General features: G+C 47.0%; 14 protein-coding genes. 9 read left to right on the forward strand and 5 right to left on the reverse strand.

Annotated features, from left to right (window positions below; genetic code table 11):
- Nucleotides 1-125: 125 nt before the first annotated feature.
- The 5 genes from AAGC78_RS00080 to AAGC78_RS00100 all read right to left on the reverse strand — a co-directional run bounded on the left by AAGC78_RS00080 (nt 126) and on the right by AAGC78_RS00100 (nt 4,546).
- The gene (locus AAGC78_RS00080; RefSeq protein WP_435781975.1) at nt 126-719 is read right to left on the reverse strand and encodes a LemA family protein; all 594 of its coding nucleotides are present in this window, start codon (nt 717-719) and stop codon (nt 126-128) included.
- A gap of 166 nt (nt 720-885) precedes the next feature.
- Nucleotides 886-1,491, reverse strand: coding sequence for a BON domain-containing protein (locus AAGC78_RS00085; protein ID WP_435781976.1), 606 nt, complete (start codon nt 1,489-1,491; stop codon nt 886-888).
- The gene (locus AAGC78_RS00090) at nt 1,492-2,076 is read right to left on the reverse strand and encodes an SIS domain-containing protein (RefSeq protein ID WP_435781977.1); all 585 of its coding nucleotides are present in this window, start codon (nt 2,074-2,076) and stop codon (nt 1,492-1,494) included.
- Nucleotides 2,077-2,153: 77 nt separating this feature from the next.
- The gene (locus tag AAGC78_RS00095) at nt 2,154-2,585 is read right to left on the reverse strand and encodes a YraN family protein (protein WP_435781978.1); all 432 of its coding nucleotides are present in this window, start codon (nt 2,583-2,585) and stop codon (nt 2,154-2,156) included.
- A gap of 41 nt (nt 2,586-2,626) precedes the next feature.
- Nucleotides 2,627-4,546, reverse strand: coding sequence for a penicillin-binding protein activator (locus tag AAGC78_RS00100; protein WP_435781979.1), 1,920 nt, complete (start codon nt 4,544-4,546; stop codon nt 2,627-2,629).
- Nucleotides 4,547-4,602: 56 nt separating this feature from the next.
- Here AAGC78_RS00100 and rsmI point away from each other — a divergent pair, with 56 nt between their 5' ends.
- From rsmI to AAGC78_RS00145, 9 genes are all read left to right on the forward strand, one after another.
- Complete coding sequence (gene rsmI, locus AAGC78_RS00105; RefSeq protein WP_435781980.1) at nt 4,603-5,457, forward strand: 16S rRNA (cytidine(1402)-2'-O)-methyltransferase; 855 nt, start codon at nt 4,603-4,605, stop codon at nt 5,455-5,457.
- Between the two features lie 121 nt (nt 5,458-5,578).
- Nucleotides 5,579-6,643 (forward strand): glycoside hydrolase family 43 protein, encoded by a 1,065-nt coding sequence (locus tag AAGC78_RS00110; RefSeq protein ID WP_435781981.1) that lies wholly within the window; start codon nt 5,579-5,581, stop codon nt 6,641-6,643.
- Nucleotides 6,644-6,733: 90 nt separating this feature from the next.
- The gene (gene smrA / locus AAGC78_RS00115) at nt 6,734-7,312 is read left to right on the forward strand and encodes a DNA endonuclease SmrA (protein ID WP_435781982.1); all 579 of its coding nucleotides are present in this window, start codon (nt 6,734-6,736) and stop codon (nt 7,310-7,312) included.
- Nucleotides 7,313-7,499: 187 nt separating this feature from the next.
- Nucleotides 7,500-9,641, forward strand: a complete 2,142-nt coding sequence (locus AAGC78_RS00120; RefSeq protein ID WP_435781983.1) for a M64 family metallopeptidase — start codon at nt 7,500-7,502, stop codon at nt 9,639-9,641.
- A 110-nt stretch (nt 9,642-9,751) separates the two neighbouring features.
- Nucleotides 9,752-10,627, forward strand: coding sequence for an alpha/beta hydrolase (locus tag AAGC78_RS00125; protein WP_435781984.1), 876 nt, complete (start codon nt 9,752-9,754; stop codon nt 10,625-10,627).
- A gap of 268 nt (nt 10,628-10,895) precedes the next feature.
- Nucleotides 10,896-11,525 carry a YjfI family protein gene (locus tag AAGC78_RS00130; protein WP_435781985.1) on the forward strand — a complete coding sequence of 210 codons (630 nt, stop codon included), beginning with the start codon at nt 10,896-10,898 and terminating at the stop codon, nt 11,523-11,525.
- Between the two features lie 47 nt (nt 11,526-11,572).
- Entirely contained in the window at nt 11,573-12,268 is a 696-nt protein-coding gene (locus AAGC78_RS00135; protein ID WP_435781986.1) for a PspA/IM30 family protein, read from the forward strand.
- A 43-nt stretch (nt 12,269-12,311) separates the two neighbouring features.
- On the forward strand, nt 12,312-12,986 hold the full coding sequence (locus tag AAGC78_RS00140; protein ID WP_435781987.1) for a DUF1449 domain-containing protein: 675 nt from the start codon (nt 12,312-12,314) through the stop codon (nt 12,984-12,986).
- Nucleotides 12,987-13,022: 36 nt separating this feature from the next.
- Nucleotides 13,023-15,011 carry a hypothetical protein gene (locus tag AAGC78_RS00145; RefSeq protein WP_435781988.1) on the forward strand — a complete coding sequence of 663 codons (1,989 nt, stop codon included), beginning with the start codon at nt 13,023-13,025 and terminating at the stop codon, nt 15,009-15,011.
- Nucleotides 15,012-15,045 lie beyond the last annotated feature (34 nt).

Raw genomic sequence — 15,045 nt, forward strand, 5'->3', positions numbered from 1 at the left:
CGGTGGATGATCAAAGTGAAATGAATTGAGGCTGTTGTGTGAAGTATTGGTGTCTTTGGTTGTCCTGATTCAAAGTCTTCCTTCTATATATAGAAGGAAGACTTTTTGGATAAACCCCAAATCTTCTAGAACTGTACTTTGGGTGCAGCCTGGATCTCGGCGCTGTCGGCGAATACCAACAGGCTCGCATCATTGGCGTGGCCAAAACTTTTGGCAAATAAAACCGGCGGGAAACTTTGTTTGTAAGTGTTGTAGGAGGTGACGGCATCATTAAATGCCTGACGTGCGAATGCGACTTTGTTTTCAGTGCTGGTCAACTCTTCCGATACCTGCATCATATTTTGTGATGCTTTCAAATCAGGATAAGCTTCCATCACCACATTCAAGCGCCCCATTGCACTGGTCAGCAAACTTTCTGCACCGGCAAGTTCTGTCATTGCTGCTGCACTGCCGGGGTTTGCCGCTGCCGCTTGCAATCCATTCATCGCCTGGTTGCGCGCGCTGATCACGGCTTCCAGTGTTTCGCGTTCGTGTTTGATATAACCCTTCGCAGTTTCAACCAGATTGGGAATCAGGTCATAGCGGCGTTTTAACTGCACTTCAATTTGTGAAAACGCATTTTCGAAACGGTTTTTCAGTGCAACCAACTGGTTGTAAATCCCGATCACGTAGAACACCAGCGCTGCAATAATGACGAGAAAGATGATGCTAGAAATCATATTCGGTTTCCTTTACGTGAGGGATGACAGGTGTCTACAGCGCAGCGCAAATCGGTTTTCGCGTCGGTGATGCGCTGCGCATGATACTAGCAGGATGTGAGCAGAATACCAGCGGGGCTGCTGGTTGGGTGATCAGTGTCAAAAAAACGTGATGAAAGGTAGATTGCTAATCGATGTATTCAAACACCTTAACGACTTGCAAAACGCCATCGGTATTTTTTGCCACATCGGTAATGCGGTCGGCTTCATAGCGTGTGACCAAACCCATTAAGAATACGGTTTGCGCTTCAGTGATAATGCGAATGCGACGGCTTTGGATACTGCTGGCGACCAATTTGGTTTTGATTTTAGTGCTGATCCAACTGTCTTTGCTGCGCGCCTGAAAATCCGTCGGCGAGCGTGCTACCAGTTCGTTGTGTACCTGACGAATTGAATTTATTTTGCCGACTGTATCACCGGCAAGGTTACGTAAGTCCTCGTTGGGAACTTGTCCGGTCAGTAGCACTATGCCGTTAAAACTGTCGATATTGATATGCGCATCTTCGAGCTGGGTGCTCGCTTTGTACAAATTGACGCGGGAGTAGGTTTCCAGTTGTTGGTCATTGATCTTGGTGCCGAACGTGCGCTTATTCGTTTTGATTTGGATAGGTTCACTGGTGGTGACCGTAATAATTTTAGCGCAGCCAGCGAGTGTGGTTGTTAACACCAATGTTGTTGCCAGTAATATGCCCAGACGAGTCAGGCGCGGGATAAATTGACTGGCATTGAACATTTAAAATCCTCCAAACAATTGCTGGTCGATCAAATCACACAAACAAAAAATACTGAGTAGATGAACCTCATGGATACGAGGTTTGGCCATGGAAGGTACGCGAAGTTCCATATCGCGATGGTCAAGCAGCGCCGCTACATCGCCACCATCACCTGCAGTCAACGCGATCACTTGCATTTCTTTATCGTGCGCAGCGCTGATTGCCTGCAATAAATTACTCGCCTTGCCGGTACTGGTAAGCAGCAGAAGTACATCGCCGGGTTGCCCCAAAGAACGAATTTGTTTTGCGTAGATATCGTTAAAACTGTAGTCGCTGCCAATGGCAGTTTGGGTAGTGAAGTCCGCCCCGAGATTAATTGACGGCAAACTCGGGCGCTCTTGCTCAAAACGGTTGATCAGGCTCGCAGTAAAAATTTGTGCCTGCGCCGCTGAAATACCATTGCCACAGGTGAGGATTTTTCGCTCGCTAAGCAATGCATGAACGATCACTTGGCTCGCCTGCGCGATTAATGGGGCAAGCTCTTCGCCCGCATGCATTTTTGCTTCAATGCTTTCGTGAAACAGGGTGATAACGCGTTGGTCCATAGCAATTCAACTTAATGTGTGGCGAGCAAATGCGCGAAAATGGGTAGGCAATCAGTGCCCGTTAAAACAACAGTGGATCAAGCTCCGAAAGCATTTTGGATCCACTGGATAGGTGGGGCGGTGTCCGTTTGATCCAATGCTACCACATCAAAACGGCAGGCAACTTTATCAAATAGTTTGTGCTCTTGTAAAAAGCGGGTGGCGGTGCGGATAATTTTTTGCTGCTTGCGATAATCCACCGTTTCCACTGCTGGTGCAAAGCGTTTGTTGGTACGCAAACGCACTTCAACAAAAACAAACGTAGTTCCCAGAGCGGTTTTTTGCAGCATGATCAAGTCAATTTCACCCAATTTACAGCGGTAGTTTTTAGTGCGAGTGACTAATCCCTGACCGTGTAAAAATGCTTCGGCTTGCGCTTCTGCATTGGCGCCTATGGTGATGGTGTTAATGGTTGGGGGTGTAGTTGTGGTTGCAGTTGCGACGACATCCTTGTCTGGTTGAAATACCATTTTTAGTCCCTTATTTGCGGTATCTGGAATTGCTGATGTGGTTATTGCACATCGTTTTCGTTAATCACCATTGGCAGAGGCTGTGCTTCACCGTTGCGGAAGCGAACCCAGATTTGCTCGCGCTCGATACGCCCATCACTCACCATATGCAATGCGCCGGTTGCGCCATAGATATGCATGTCGGGCACTTGTTCCAATTGCGGCAAACGTGCGTACAAGCGAAATGCGTCAGCGCCCAATGCGTGCAAACGGCCGTAAACCGCCGCTGATTTTGTGTGCTGTGCGACCGCTTGTTTTTCGCTGCTGGTAGTATCAAACAGCCAGGGCATGGTATTGAAACGAACACCATTTAAATCGCGATCTGCCGTGAGGTTAGGCTGGCCGGAATAAATTTGGCTGGTGGCGTAGACGGGAATTTTTCCCGCGTAATGGAATGCAAATGTCGGTTTGATTTGACGCGCTTGCGCGGGATCGGCGATTAAAAAAATCATATCCACATCGCTGCGGCTGCGCGGTAAAGTTTCCAATTTTGTGCCCAACATTTCTTGCAATTCACGTGAACGAACCTGGCTTTGTTCGATCAGCATTGCATCTTTCACCAGATTGGAATAATTGGTTCCCGCCTGGAATTGCGAGCGGTTGACGACAATCCCGCCCAAACTTTCCCATTCTTCCGTAAAAGCGCGCGCGCTGCGTTCGCTCCATTCCTGTGAGGGAATAATCACCATCGCCTGGCGATGTCCTTCAAGAAATGCCTGACGCGCAACTTGACGCGCTTCATCTTCCACTGCCAAACCAAATTGATAAAAACCTTTCAGTGGTTGTGCCGGTGGTGCATCTGGATAATTGAGTGACAGCACCGGGATTTGCAGGCTTGGCATCAAACTTAATTCAGTGACTTTTTCTTTATCGATGGGGCCAATAACCAAATCAGCACCGTCAGCAATCGCTTGTTGGTAGGCTGCAATTGCATCGCCACTGCTGTCATATTGGCGCACTTCGGGCGTGTGGCGGCCATTGCTTAGCGCTTGGTAATAAGCGGCAAAAAAACCATCGCGTACCGCTTCGCCAGCTTCTGCCAATTTGCCTTGCATCGGCAGCAGTAGCGCGATTTGTTTCGGTTGTTTATCAATCAGGGTTTGCAGTACGCGCAAATCGTTGGGCAGATTGTCGTGCGCAGGATGCTGACGCCACTGCTGCAACCAACCTTGCAATTGTTGGCGCTGCTGTTCCAAATCGATTTGGTTGTTTTTATTGATCGCGGCGAGGTTGTACCAACCGCGCGCAACATCACCTTGTTCGGTGTGCGCGAGATCTTGCAGCTCGTCGTAAGGAAGGCTCATCAGGTCTTTCCAGATTGCATCTTGATTGGCTTGCTGTTGTTTTTTACCGAGCAGCGCCGCGAGCTGGATGCGCTCATTAATCCCGTTTTTAGCTTCGCCGAGCAGGCTAAAAACCTGCGCGCGTTTCTCGCGCAGGGTGATTTCAACGTCCGGCTCCATCGCCTGCCATTGTTGTTCCAGGCGCGGCTTGGTTAAAATGCTGTGCGCTACAAAGTTGGCTTTTTCTTGCAGGGCGAGGGTACTGAGCACATCGGTGTACTTGATGTAGGCTGGATCGTTGAGTGAATCCGGCTTCATATCGGCCACCAGATCGCGCGCCAGATTGAATTTGCCGGTATCGATATAGGCTTGTGCCGCCTGCAGTATCAGGTTTTCCCGCTCGGGCGATTGGCTCTGTTTAGCCTGTTCCAGCAGCTTTGTCGGGTTCGCCTTGACCGTTTGGGTTTTCGCAGGTGACTGTTCCCGCTTGCCGGTTTGGGGTGGGGTACTACTACAACTCACCAAACCCAATACCAGCGTAGAAACGAGCAGGGTAGTCAGGGTATTGGTCGATAAGTTGCGCGCAAATGGCCGTATCGGCATGAAAACCTCGTAAAAACCAGCAGTGATAATGAACATTTCAGATCCGGGTTATGGCAACCCGGCTTGGACTTAACCTTTTTTCGGACTCCGGTATGACAACAATAGCCTCCCACCAAGGCATTCTTTATGTCGTGGCGACTCCGATTGGCAATTTGGGCGATATGGTACCGCGAGCGGTGGAAACACTACAAACGGTAGCGCTGATCGCCGCCGAGGATACGCGACACAGTTCCCGTCTGTTATCCCATTTCGACATCAAAACTCCCTGCATCGCCTACCACGATCACAGTGATGAGCAGCGTACGACCCAATTGGTTGGCCGTCTGTTGGCTGGCGAATCTATCGCGCTTATTTCGGATGCGGGCACGCCGTTAGTGTCAGACCCCGGCTATCGACTGGTACGCAGCGCTCGTCAGGCGGGGGTACAAGTTGTCCCCATTCCCGGCGCTTGCGCCATGATCGCCGCCTTGAGTGCAGCAGGTTTACCTTCAGATCGCTTTGCGTTTGAAGGCTTTTTGCCCGCTAAACAAGTCGCTCGCTGCACCCAGCTTGAATCCCTCGCGGGCGATTCCCGCACCCTGATTTTTTACGAGGCGCCGCATCGCATTCTGGAAACCCTGCAGGATATGGCGCAGGTGTTCGGCCCCGAGCGGGAAGTAGTGATGGCGCGCGAGCTGACCAAAACCTTTGAAACCATCAAAGGCGATAAAGTTGGCGAACTGGCGCAATGGGTAGCGAGCGATACCAACCAGCAACGTGGTGAAATCGTGCTATTGGTTCACGGCGCTCCCAAACCGGAAAATGAAGCCATGACGCCCGAGCAAATGCGGGTGATGCGGATATTGTTGGAAGAGTTACCCGTCAAACAAGCCGCTGCGCTCGGCGCAAAGTTGACTGGTTTGAAGAAAAACTTTTTATACGATTGGGCATTGCAGCAAGGCGAGTGATTGCTCCTTTGCTGTTGAAAATATCAATGTGAACCTTTAAGCGCAGTTAATGAAAATTAACAGTAGTAAACAGTGTCGGCGAGTAACATGGAAAATCTATTGTTAATCGCCGGGGCTGGTTATGTTTCGTTTGACGTTGATTGTGCTGGGATTCGCCAGTGTATTGATGGGGTGTCAGCACAAAGATGCGCGCCTGTCTGGCAATCCGATTATTCCCGGTTGGTATGCTGACCCTGAGTTGGTTATTTTCGACAACCAATACTGGATTTATCCCACGCATTCCGGCGATCAAACTACTGCTGATCCCACCGCGCAATTCTCGCCGCTACAGCAGCAAATGCGTGCGGAAAAAGGCGTATATCCGCCTTTCCTTACGCAAACTTTTTTTGATGCTTTTTCCTCAACCGATTTGGTCAATTGGACCAAACATCACAAGGTGCTAGAAGTAAAAAATATTCCCTGGGCTGCTTATGCGCTTTGGGCGCCGTCAATGGTTGCAGCTAACGGGAAATATTATTTTTTCTTTGGTGCAAATAATATTTTGAATGATGCGCAACTCGGCGGTATCGGCGTTGCGGTGAGTGATAAGCCTGAAGGTCCGTTTATTGATGCATTGGGTAAACCGCTGATTGGAAAAATCCACAACGGTGCCCAGCCTATAGATCAATTTGTATTTCGCGATGACGATGGTCAGTACTACATTTATTACGGTGGCTGGGGGCATTGCAATATCGCCCGCCTCAGCGCTGATTTACTCAGCATAATTCCATTCGACGATGGTGATCTCTTCAAAGAAATTACCCCTGAACATTATGTTGAAGGTTCGTTTGTGATTAAGCGTAATGGCAAATATTATTTTATGTGGTCGGAAGGCGACTGGACTGGTCCTGAATACAGTGTGGCCTACGCCATTGGCGATAGCCCGATCGGACCATTCAAGCGCATCGGAAAAATTTTGCAGCAGGATATGACCATCGCTAAAGGGGCTGGCCATCATTCTTTATTAAAATTGCCGGGTACCGAGGAATGGTATATCGCTTATCACCGCCGTCCGCTTGATGCCAGTGAGGGCAATCACCGCGAGGTGTCAATCGAGCGTTTTTATTTTGATGCGCAGGGATTTATTACGCCGGTGAAAATGACCAATGAGGGCGTTGCTGCCCGCCCCATATCGGTTAAGAACTAGGCAATAAATTGCGGAAATGCTGGGGGTGCTGGCGAGTCGCCCGCAAATCCTTCACAATTTACGCTTTCCTGTTAATGATTAGATATTGTTATGTCCGATAAAACGCCTGATTCCGATTTTTTCCTCCAGCAGATGAAGGGGGTAAAGCCCATTAAGGTGGAGGAGAAAGTCACCCTGGCGTCACCACATCAGGACAAAACCAGTGTCGAGAAGCGTCGCAAAGCAGCTACCGCTGAATTGGAAAAAGATAAGAATTTCCTGTCGGGCGAATATATTGAACCGCTCGATCCGCTTTCGGTAATCGAGTTCAAACGCGACGGTGTGCAGAATGGTGTTTACCGCAGTTTGCGCATGGGCAAATATCAAATCGATGCCCGTCTCGACTTGCATAACATGACTGTCGACCAAGCGCGCACTGCTGTGTTCCAATTTATAAAAGATTGCATGACCCACGATATCCGCTGCGCGCTTGTCACTCATGGCAAAGGCGAAGGGCGCGAGCAACCGGCACAACTGAAAAGTTGTATCGCGCATTGGTTGCCGCAATTAGACGAAGTGCTTGCGTTTCACTCGGCCCAAAAACGCCACGGTTGGGTTGGTGCAACTTATGTTTTATTGCGTAAGAGCGAGAAGAAAAAGCAGGAGACTTGGGAGTTGTACAATACATAAAATATTTCTACGTTGTTATGTGATTCGCTTCATTGAGTTTTAAAAAAATAAAATAATTAAATACGCAAGGTGAGTAACGCAAGTAAACAGTATTGCCATGCCTGCACATGGTGATACTGGCTGGATAGGATAGGTGTGCTGTGTTTAAACAGCTTGCATCAAATCCAATTACAACAAAGGATGTTTTATGCGTGGAATTATTATTTCCCTCTGCTTATTATTGTTGTCCGCCTGTGGTGGTTCTGGCTCAGACAGTAAAGGCTCCTCTCCGACTAGTATAAAATCCATAGTGTCTTCGGCGTCGAGCCAGCCATTATCAAGCCGCGCTAGTCAATCATCCTCCAGTATTGCTCCGCCACCATCTTCGTTTTTAATTGATGAAGATACGGTGTTGCAAATTCGCCCGGATGGCCTGGGCGATAACTTATCGCTTTATTTGGTCGATCTTTTTACGGTGGTGAGTGGCCAGCGAGTTCCCATGGAAACAATATCCCGCAATGGCGGAAAGGTTGTTGTATCGAGCGACTTAAAATCAATTACCTATACACCTAAGAAAAATTTTTTCGGGGATGATGATTTTTATTATTGGATGCAGGGAATCGGCATCAACAATATGATCAAGGCAAGTATTACCGTATCGCCAGTTGTCGATGAGCAACCTGACTTTTCATTTGATGAGAATCGATTTTTTGTGGCGGGTGATGTGGTGTTGCTGGGCCACTTATTTGATGTTGACACGCTTGGGTCCTTCGCTCCTGATGTCAGCACAAGGATTTATATCAATTCAGTTTCCGTTGAGTATGACCTCACTGAAAATGGCTTATCTATAGTTGTGCCTGCGACGGATAGGGCAGGTCTGCAATCAATAGTTTATGAGCAGGAAGTTCAAGGTCGGTTGGTTCGTGCGGAAAAAGATTTGCTGGTGCGGATCGTTAATGGTGATGTTACTTATTATCAAGGTAATAAAGATGCGCCGGGCCAATCAGTCGTTCTTGTTTGGACTGAGGGAATAAGCAGTGTGCTTCCCGCATCATGGATGAATAAAGAGTTGGGCCTATTCTTAAAAATCCCTTTGCATCGCGCTTACTCCCAATACTTTAATATTTCAGCAATAACACCGGTTGCAAAAAGAGTGCTTTATCCTGGTACATCTACAGCAGATTTTTCTTTTTACAGTGAGTTTGTGCGCAAGTATTCCCAGTCCGACTCGCAAATGGTGATTTTAGTTAGCGAGCTTGGGGGTGGCAATGCAGGCAATCTTGTCACTATGGGGCCAGATGGTGGAATGAAAATTTTGTTGCATGAGCTAGGGCATTTGCATGCGGGATTGGCAGATGAGTATGTCAGTGCTGTTCTGGATTCGGCTTACACTGAAGGCGTGAATCCCAATGTAACCCATTTTTTTTACCGTGATATAGCGCAGGTGCCGTGGAAGCATTGGCTGGTAGATAAGAACCGAATTCCAGGTATTCACGTTAACCCGGTTAGTGATATTGAAACTGGAATATTTGAGGGCGCCCACTACACAACGACTGGTTTATATCGACCAACACATAACTCTGTTATGAATAAAGGCGATCATTTGGGTGAGGTTAATTCAGAGGCTTGGGCAATCGCCAACTATGCGCAGCTTGGGTTGCTAAGATTTGCGGTCAGTGAAAAAGCAAATAACCTGCGAGTAATTGATCTCAAGCGCACATGGAATAAAAATATCACTCGCGTTGATTGGTATATTGATGGGGTTTATCAAGACGATCTTGTTAATCAGGCTCGTATCGAAATAGATGAAAGTAAAATATCCGCATCTTCCTATAACGTCAGGGCCGAGCTGATTGATTTGACTGGCTATATAAAAAAACCGTTAGTGCCATCTGCGCTCGGAACTGAACCAGTGCGTAATGCGAACTTTAGTCGAGTCTGGAGTGTTAATAAAACTGCTATAACTGCGGCTAGTCAAAAAACGAAAAAAGATAGCTTTGCTAGCACTCCCGATGTTGGTGGTGAGTGGATTGGTCATGCGATGAAGATTGTAGATGGCCAACATCAAATCGATTCAACGTATAGCTTCAGTAAACCAGAATTATTAATGCCAGTTACGGCAGCAAGTAGCTTGCGCGTAGATATTGTTGTAGCTGGCAAAGTGGTTTCCAGTCAGGGAATTAATCTGCAACAGTTTGATCTTGATCCCATTACTATTCCTTTGCGTCAATCTGCTACGCAGGGCTATAGAATTGTCTATCCGAAAATTGAAGGTAATTACTTGCTCAGGATTTATAGTGTTGCAGAGGAGAATCTTCTGGTGGAATTTGCTCTCCAAGTTAAAGAATAACGTTAGAAATTGTTTATTGTGTTGCGCATATCGAATTTTCAACGTTCAATTGCGCAGCAGCGCTTTAGATTGAGATTGATACGATAACCATAACTTATGAGGAGATATCTATGTACAGACAGTTGCTTTTGGTAATCACCGTGCTTGTATTTGGGTGTACATCCGCATTTGCCCAGCAAACAAATCGGCAATTTGTTATACAGAATACAGAAATTATCCCTATCCATTCAAAACATACTGGCAGGGATCATGAACTGGTAATTGTCTATCCCGCGAGTTATGCCTCCAATCCTAATAAAAAATACCCGGTTCTTTACTATCTGGATGCGTATTGGGATACGCCGTCGTTGGTATCAACCTATGGCAACCTGTCTTACGACCGTGATATCCCCGAGTTCATTATGGTCGGCTTGTCTTATCCATCATCGACGAACTACGGTAAAGAGCGGAGGATTGATTACACATTCACGGCGGCAGAAGAAAATTCCGGAAAAGGACAATTGTTTTTGGATTTTATCCAGAAAGAAGTCGCGCCATTAATTGAGACAAAATATCGCGGTGAAAAAACGGATCGGGTTTTGGGTGGGAGTTCACTCGGTGGTTTATTTACGATTAGCACCGCCTATAAAACACCAGATTTTTTCACGGGCTATATCGCGATCAGCCCGGCCGCTATGTGGGACAAGGGCGCGCTCGCGCGTCTGGATAATGAATATGCCAAACAACATAAAGCATTAAATGGTCGTATGTTTATTTCCTACGGCACCGACGAATACAAGCCGTTTCTCGATCCTATTATCAGCCTCCAAAAGCAAATAGCCGCACGTAAATACACCGGCCTTGAGTTATTAAATTACCGCATGGAAGGGCTCGATCACGCAGGTGTAAAAAGTGAAGGCTACGCGCGCGGCCTGATTTGGGTATGGAAAGCCAAAATGCCTGCTGGCCCTGGCGGCTTGGAGCTTGAGATAAAAGGACGTCAATAATTAGCCTGATTCGGCTTGGGTTGGCGATGCAAGTGCTAGCCCGGCCAAACTCCTTTCTTATCTGCCTACCTTGTTTGTTATCCCCCCCTTAGAACATTTCTTCATTGATTTCCCCCGATTCGCCGACTTTCCTTCGATTTTAATGCTGAGCTACAGGGCAACATTAAAAATACTATTAAATATCAATTGGTTATGTGATTTTGTGTGGCTCTGAAAATATTACATGTAATATTTGATTTGTTACATGTAATGCCTTAATGTTGACCACATGCAGAAAAAATCATCAGCACATTATCAGCGCGAATACCGTAACCGCTTGCGAGAGCAGGGGTTGGTGAAAAAAGAGGTCTGGATTCTCCCGGAGAATGCACGGCGCTTGGCGCTTTTTGAGTTGGAGTTGCGGGTTTCTGCAAAACAGGTTGTTTCCAGTGGGTTATTGCAAGGTAAAGGAGAAAGTCGAATGACAGATGTTGTTAATCGTTGGACCACTGCAAGTCTTTATGAGGCGCTTGCCTCTACTGATCTGTTTGCGACCAAGCGCGCCGAGTTGGAGCTGATCGATGGTGTGTCGCCTGCACTGCATATCGTTATGAATGAGTACGGCGATCTGCCTATTTTTCTGACCGTATCTGGCGAGCAAATTGTGGTGGAGTCCATGCTTTGGTCAGTTTCCGAAGTAAACAATCTGCCGCTCTTTAATGAGACGGTATTGCGCACGCACAAATATTTTCCGCTCTCCAATATCAGTCTCGATAAGTTGGATGGCGATGATTGTTACCACATGTTTGGTGCATTGAGTTCGGCATCAAGTCTGCACGATGTGGTATTTGAAATTGAAATACTGGCATCTAACGTGATTCAGGCGACTGAAGCCTACAGTGAATTTTTAATTAGCTAACCGGGTGCTGGAATAATCGGCCCCGCAACAAACAAAGGTAAATCACTATGAATATCTGGGCAAAAATGATCACTGCCTTGCGCGGTGGTGTAAACGAAGCGGGTGAAGCGGTAGTGGATAGTCAGGCGCTGCGCATTCTGGATCAGGAAGTGCGCGACGCTGGTGAAGAATTAAAACGCTCTAAAGACAGCTTGGCTGAAATTATGGCGCGCCAGAAATTGGCGGAAGAAAAATGCAAGCAGCTACAAAAATCGATTGAAGAGCATGAAGGTTATGCTCTGAAAGCGCTTGAAAAGGGAGATGAAAAACTTGCGCACGAAGTCGCCGAGCATATTGCCGGATTTGAAAATAATCTCACTATGGAGCGGGAATCAGCACAAAACTTTGCTCAAAGTGTGGAGCAATTGCGTGCAGCCATTAATCAGGCTGAAAAGAACATCAAGCGTCTGAAACAGCAAGTGGATACGGTGAAAGCAACTGAAAATGTGCAAAAGGCACAAGTGGCTGTAGCTGAGCGCCACAGTGGTTCAGATTCAAAAATGCGTACTGCGATGGAGTCTCTGGAGCGAATTAAAGAGCGCCAGGCTTTGAAGGATGCACAAATTAAAGCGGCGGGTGAATTGGCGCAGACAACGGGAGATGAATCGCTAAAATCCAAGCTGGAAGCAGCGGGGATCACCACGTCAGGTTCGTCTGCAGATGATATTTTAGCGCGCATTAAAAATAAAAAATCACCCGAGTAATATCGGGTGGTTTCCCACACACCACTAGCGTGAGTAATGAGGGATGAACGATTTTCTTTTAACTATTTTTAATTTCCCGACGGTGGTGTTTACCGTTGTATTGGGAATTGCAATCCTCTATTGGATTTGTGCTGCTTTTGGATTATTTGAAGTTGATGCACTGGATGTGGATCTTTCGCATCTCGATGGTCACATGAGCCTTAACTCCCATAGCGATCACTCTATCGGGGAATCTTTTGCTGGCTTGTTAATGCGTTTGGGATTAAACGGCGTGCCAGTCACTATTGTGATATCGCTTATCGCACTTGTTGGTTGGTTAATTAGTTATTACGCCAGCTATTTCTTCCTGGCGTTATTTGGTCATGGTTGGCTGCGTTTTGTAGTGGGGGTGCCAATTTTGTTGGTATCTCTTTATGGGGCGGTATTGATTACTGCGCAGCTTATTAAACCAATGCGCAAGCTCTTTGCAAAAACAGAGCAAAATTTTCAGAAGAAAGTATTGGGCCAAACTGCAACAGTGCGCTCATCACGCGTCGATAACAGCTTTGGCGAGGCCAATCTTGATGATGGTGGTGCAGGGCTTATATTAAAAGTTCGTGCTACGGGCGACCAAGTGTTTTCGCGTGGCGATAAAGTGGTGTTATTGGAATACATAGCCAATACCAATGTGTATCGGGTGGTATCGGAAGACGAGTTTCTGGGTAAAACCAGCGAATAAATTTAAGAAATCAACAGGGTCAAAAGGAGCAACAGAATGTTCGAAACTGCAATGGCTACACCTGTCATCACTGTCATTGGTGTCGTGTTTCTATTTTTAATTGGCTTGGCTGGTTTATTTAAAGCCTTCTATCACAAGGTTGCGCAAGGTACGGCACTTATCGTCAACGATATGAGTTCCACGCCCAAGGTGCATTTTACTGGCGCCTTGGTGTATCCCATCATCCATAAAAAAGAATTGATGAATATCTCATTGATTACCATGGATGTAGACCGCCGCGGCCGCGATGGTTTGATTTGTAAAGACAATATGCGTGCAGACATCACCGTTGCATTTTATCTGCGTGTTAATGAAACACCAGAAGATGTGCTGCGCGTCGCGAAAGCGATTGGTGCAGAGCGCGCGTCAGATCGCGAGGCGATTGATTTGCTGTTTGCAGCGAAATTTTCCGAAGCATTAAAAACCGTGGGTAAACAAATTGAATTCATTCAATTGTTTGAAAACCGTATGGAGTTCCGCGAGAAAATTATCCAGGTAATTGGTGATGACCTTAATGGTTATGTGCTGGAAGATGTGGCGATTGATTACATCGAACAAACACCTAAGTCATCACTTGATCCAAACAATATTCTTGATGCAGAAGGTATTAAAAAGATTACTGAATTAACCGCTGCACAAAACGTACGCACCAATATTTTGGAGCGCGATGAAGAGCTGGCAATCAAAAAGAAGAATGTAGAAACAACGGAAGCAATGCTGGCGCTTGAGCGTCAACAAGCAGATGCAGAGGCGCGTCAAAAACGTGAAATCGCGACTATTCAGGCGCGCGAAGAAGCGGAGACCAAAAAGATCCAGGAAGAGGAGCGTCGCAAATACGAGCAGACCGCAATCCAGGTAACTCAGGATTTGGCCGTTCAAACAGAAAACCAGCAGCGCGAAATTGAAGTTGCTGCACAAAACCGTTTGCGTGCTGTTGCGATTGAAGAAGAAAAAGTAACTCGCGCCCGTGAATTAGAGGTCGTTTCGCGTAAACGTGAAGTGGAGTTGCAAACTATCGAAGCAGAAAAAGCGATCGAGGTGCAGAAGAAAGAAATTGCTAACGTGATCCGCGAGCGTGTGGTGGTAGATAAAACCGTTGCTATCGAAGAAGAGCGCATTAAAGAAGTGCGTGAAGTGTCCGATGCGGATCGTAAGAAGCAAGTACAAGTTCTGGCTGCAGAAGCGACGGCAGAAGAAATTAAAGTCAAGCAAGTGAAGGCGGCAGAAGCAGAAGAATTGTCTGCCAAGCACAAAGCATCAGAAATTATGACCATGGCGCAAGCGAAATTGGAAGCATCATCCAAGGAAGCAGAAGCTATGAAAAAACTGGCTGAAGGCATTCAGGCAGAGCGCGCTGCGCCAGGGCTTGCCGATGCAAAAGTACAAGAAGCAAAAGCAGGTGCATTGGAAAAAGAAGGTGTGGCAGAAGCTAGTGTGATTCGTGCAAAAGGTGCTGCGCATGCAGATGCTGGTAAAGCGGAAGCAGAAGTTATCACCGCTAAAGGTTCAGCCGAGGCAGATGTGATCGCAAGCAAAGGTACCTCTGAAGCGAGCGCGAAAAAGGAAATTGGTTTGGTTGGTGCAGAAGTAACGCGCGAACAATTCAAAGCTGAAGCGGATGGTTTGGTAGAGAAGTTTGAAGCTATGAATGCAATGAGTGATAAAGCGCGTGAGCATGAAGAGTTCCGTATGGGGCTGGAGACTTCCTTGAAGGAAACGCTTGCGAGTATCGCTGCCGGTAAAGAAATTGCGAAAGAAAATGCAGAAATTCTGGCAATTGCCTTGCAGAAAGCGCATATCGATATCGTGGGCGGAGAAGCACAGTTCTTTGACAACTTCGCCAAATCATTATCGATTGGCAAAGCGATAGACGGCTTGGCTGGCAAGAGTGGTGTTATACAGGCGGTACTGGAGCGTTTTGTAAATAAACCTGCGGTCGCTCCGGAAAAGGTAGAAAAGGCTGAAGTGGCGGAAGTAGTGGGTTAACCATCACTCTCAAAGGTAGTTGCACAGCGCACCT

Source organism: Cellvibrio sp. (genome assembly GCF_039207905.1).
Taxonomy (GTDB): domain Bacteria; phylum Pseudomonadota; class Gammaproteobacteria; order Pseudomonadales; family Cellvibrionaceae; genus Cellvibrio.

Coding starts and splice junctions, on each gene's coding strand:
- AAGC78_RS00145 (WP_435781988.1), top strand. CDS start 13,023: ATGTTCGAAACTGCAATGGCTACACCTGTCATCACTGTCATTGGTGTC.
- AAGC78_RS00130 (WP_435781985.1), top strand. CDS start 10,896: ATGCAGAAAAAATCATCAGCACATTATCAGCGCGAATACCGTAACCGC.
- AAGC78_RS00120 (WP_435781983.1), top strand. CDS start 7,500: ATGCGTGGAATTATTATTTCCCTCTGCTTATTATTGTTGTCCGCCTGT.
- AAGC78_RS00140 (WP_435781987.1), top strand. CDS start 12,312: ATGAACGATTTTCTTTTAACTATTTTTAATTTCCCGACGGTGGTGTTT.
- smrA (WP_435781982.1), top strand. CDS start 6,734: ATGTCCGATAAAACGCCTGATTCCGATTTTTTCCTCCAGCAGATGAAG.
- AAGC78_RS00095 (WP_435781978.1), bottom strand. CDS start 2,585: ATGGTATTTCAACCAGACAAGGATGTCGTCGCAACTGCAACCACAACT.
- AAGC78_RS00110 (WP_435781981.1), top strand. CDS start 5,579: ATGTTTCGTTTGACGTTGATTGTGCTGGGATTCGCCAGTGTATTGATG.
- AAGC78_RS00135 (WP_435781986.1), top strand. CDS start 11,573: ATGAATATCTGGGCAAAAATGATCACTGCCTTGCGCGGTGGTGTAAAC.
- AAGC78_RS00085 (WP_435781976.1), bottom strand. CDS start 1,491: ATGTTCAATGCCAGTCAATTTATCCCGCGCCTGACTCGTCTGGGCATA.
- AAGC78_RS00090 (WP_435781977.1), bottom strand. CDS start 2,076: ATGGACCAACGCGTTATCACCCTGTTTCACGAAAGCATTGAAGCAAAA.
- AAGC78_RS00100 (WP_435781979.1), bottom strand. CDS start 4,546: ATGTTCATTATCACTGCTGGTTTTTACGAGGTTTTCATGCCGATACGG.
- AAGC78_RS00125 (WP_435781984.1), top strand. CDS start 9,752: ATGTACAGACAGTTGCTTTTGGTAATCACCGTGCTTGTATTTGGGTGT.
- AAGC78_RS00080 (WP_435781975.1), bottom strand. CDS start 719: ATGATTTCTAGCATCATCTTTCTCGTCATTATTGCAGCGCTGGTGTTC.
- rsmI (WP_435781980.1), top strand. CDS start 4,603: ATGACAACAATAGCCTCCCACCAAGGCATTCTTTATGTCGTGGCGACT.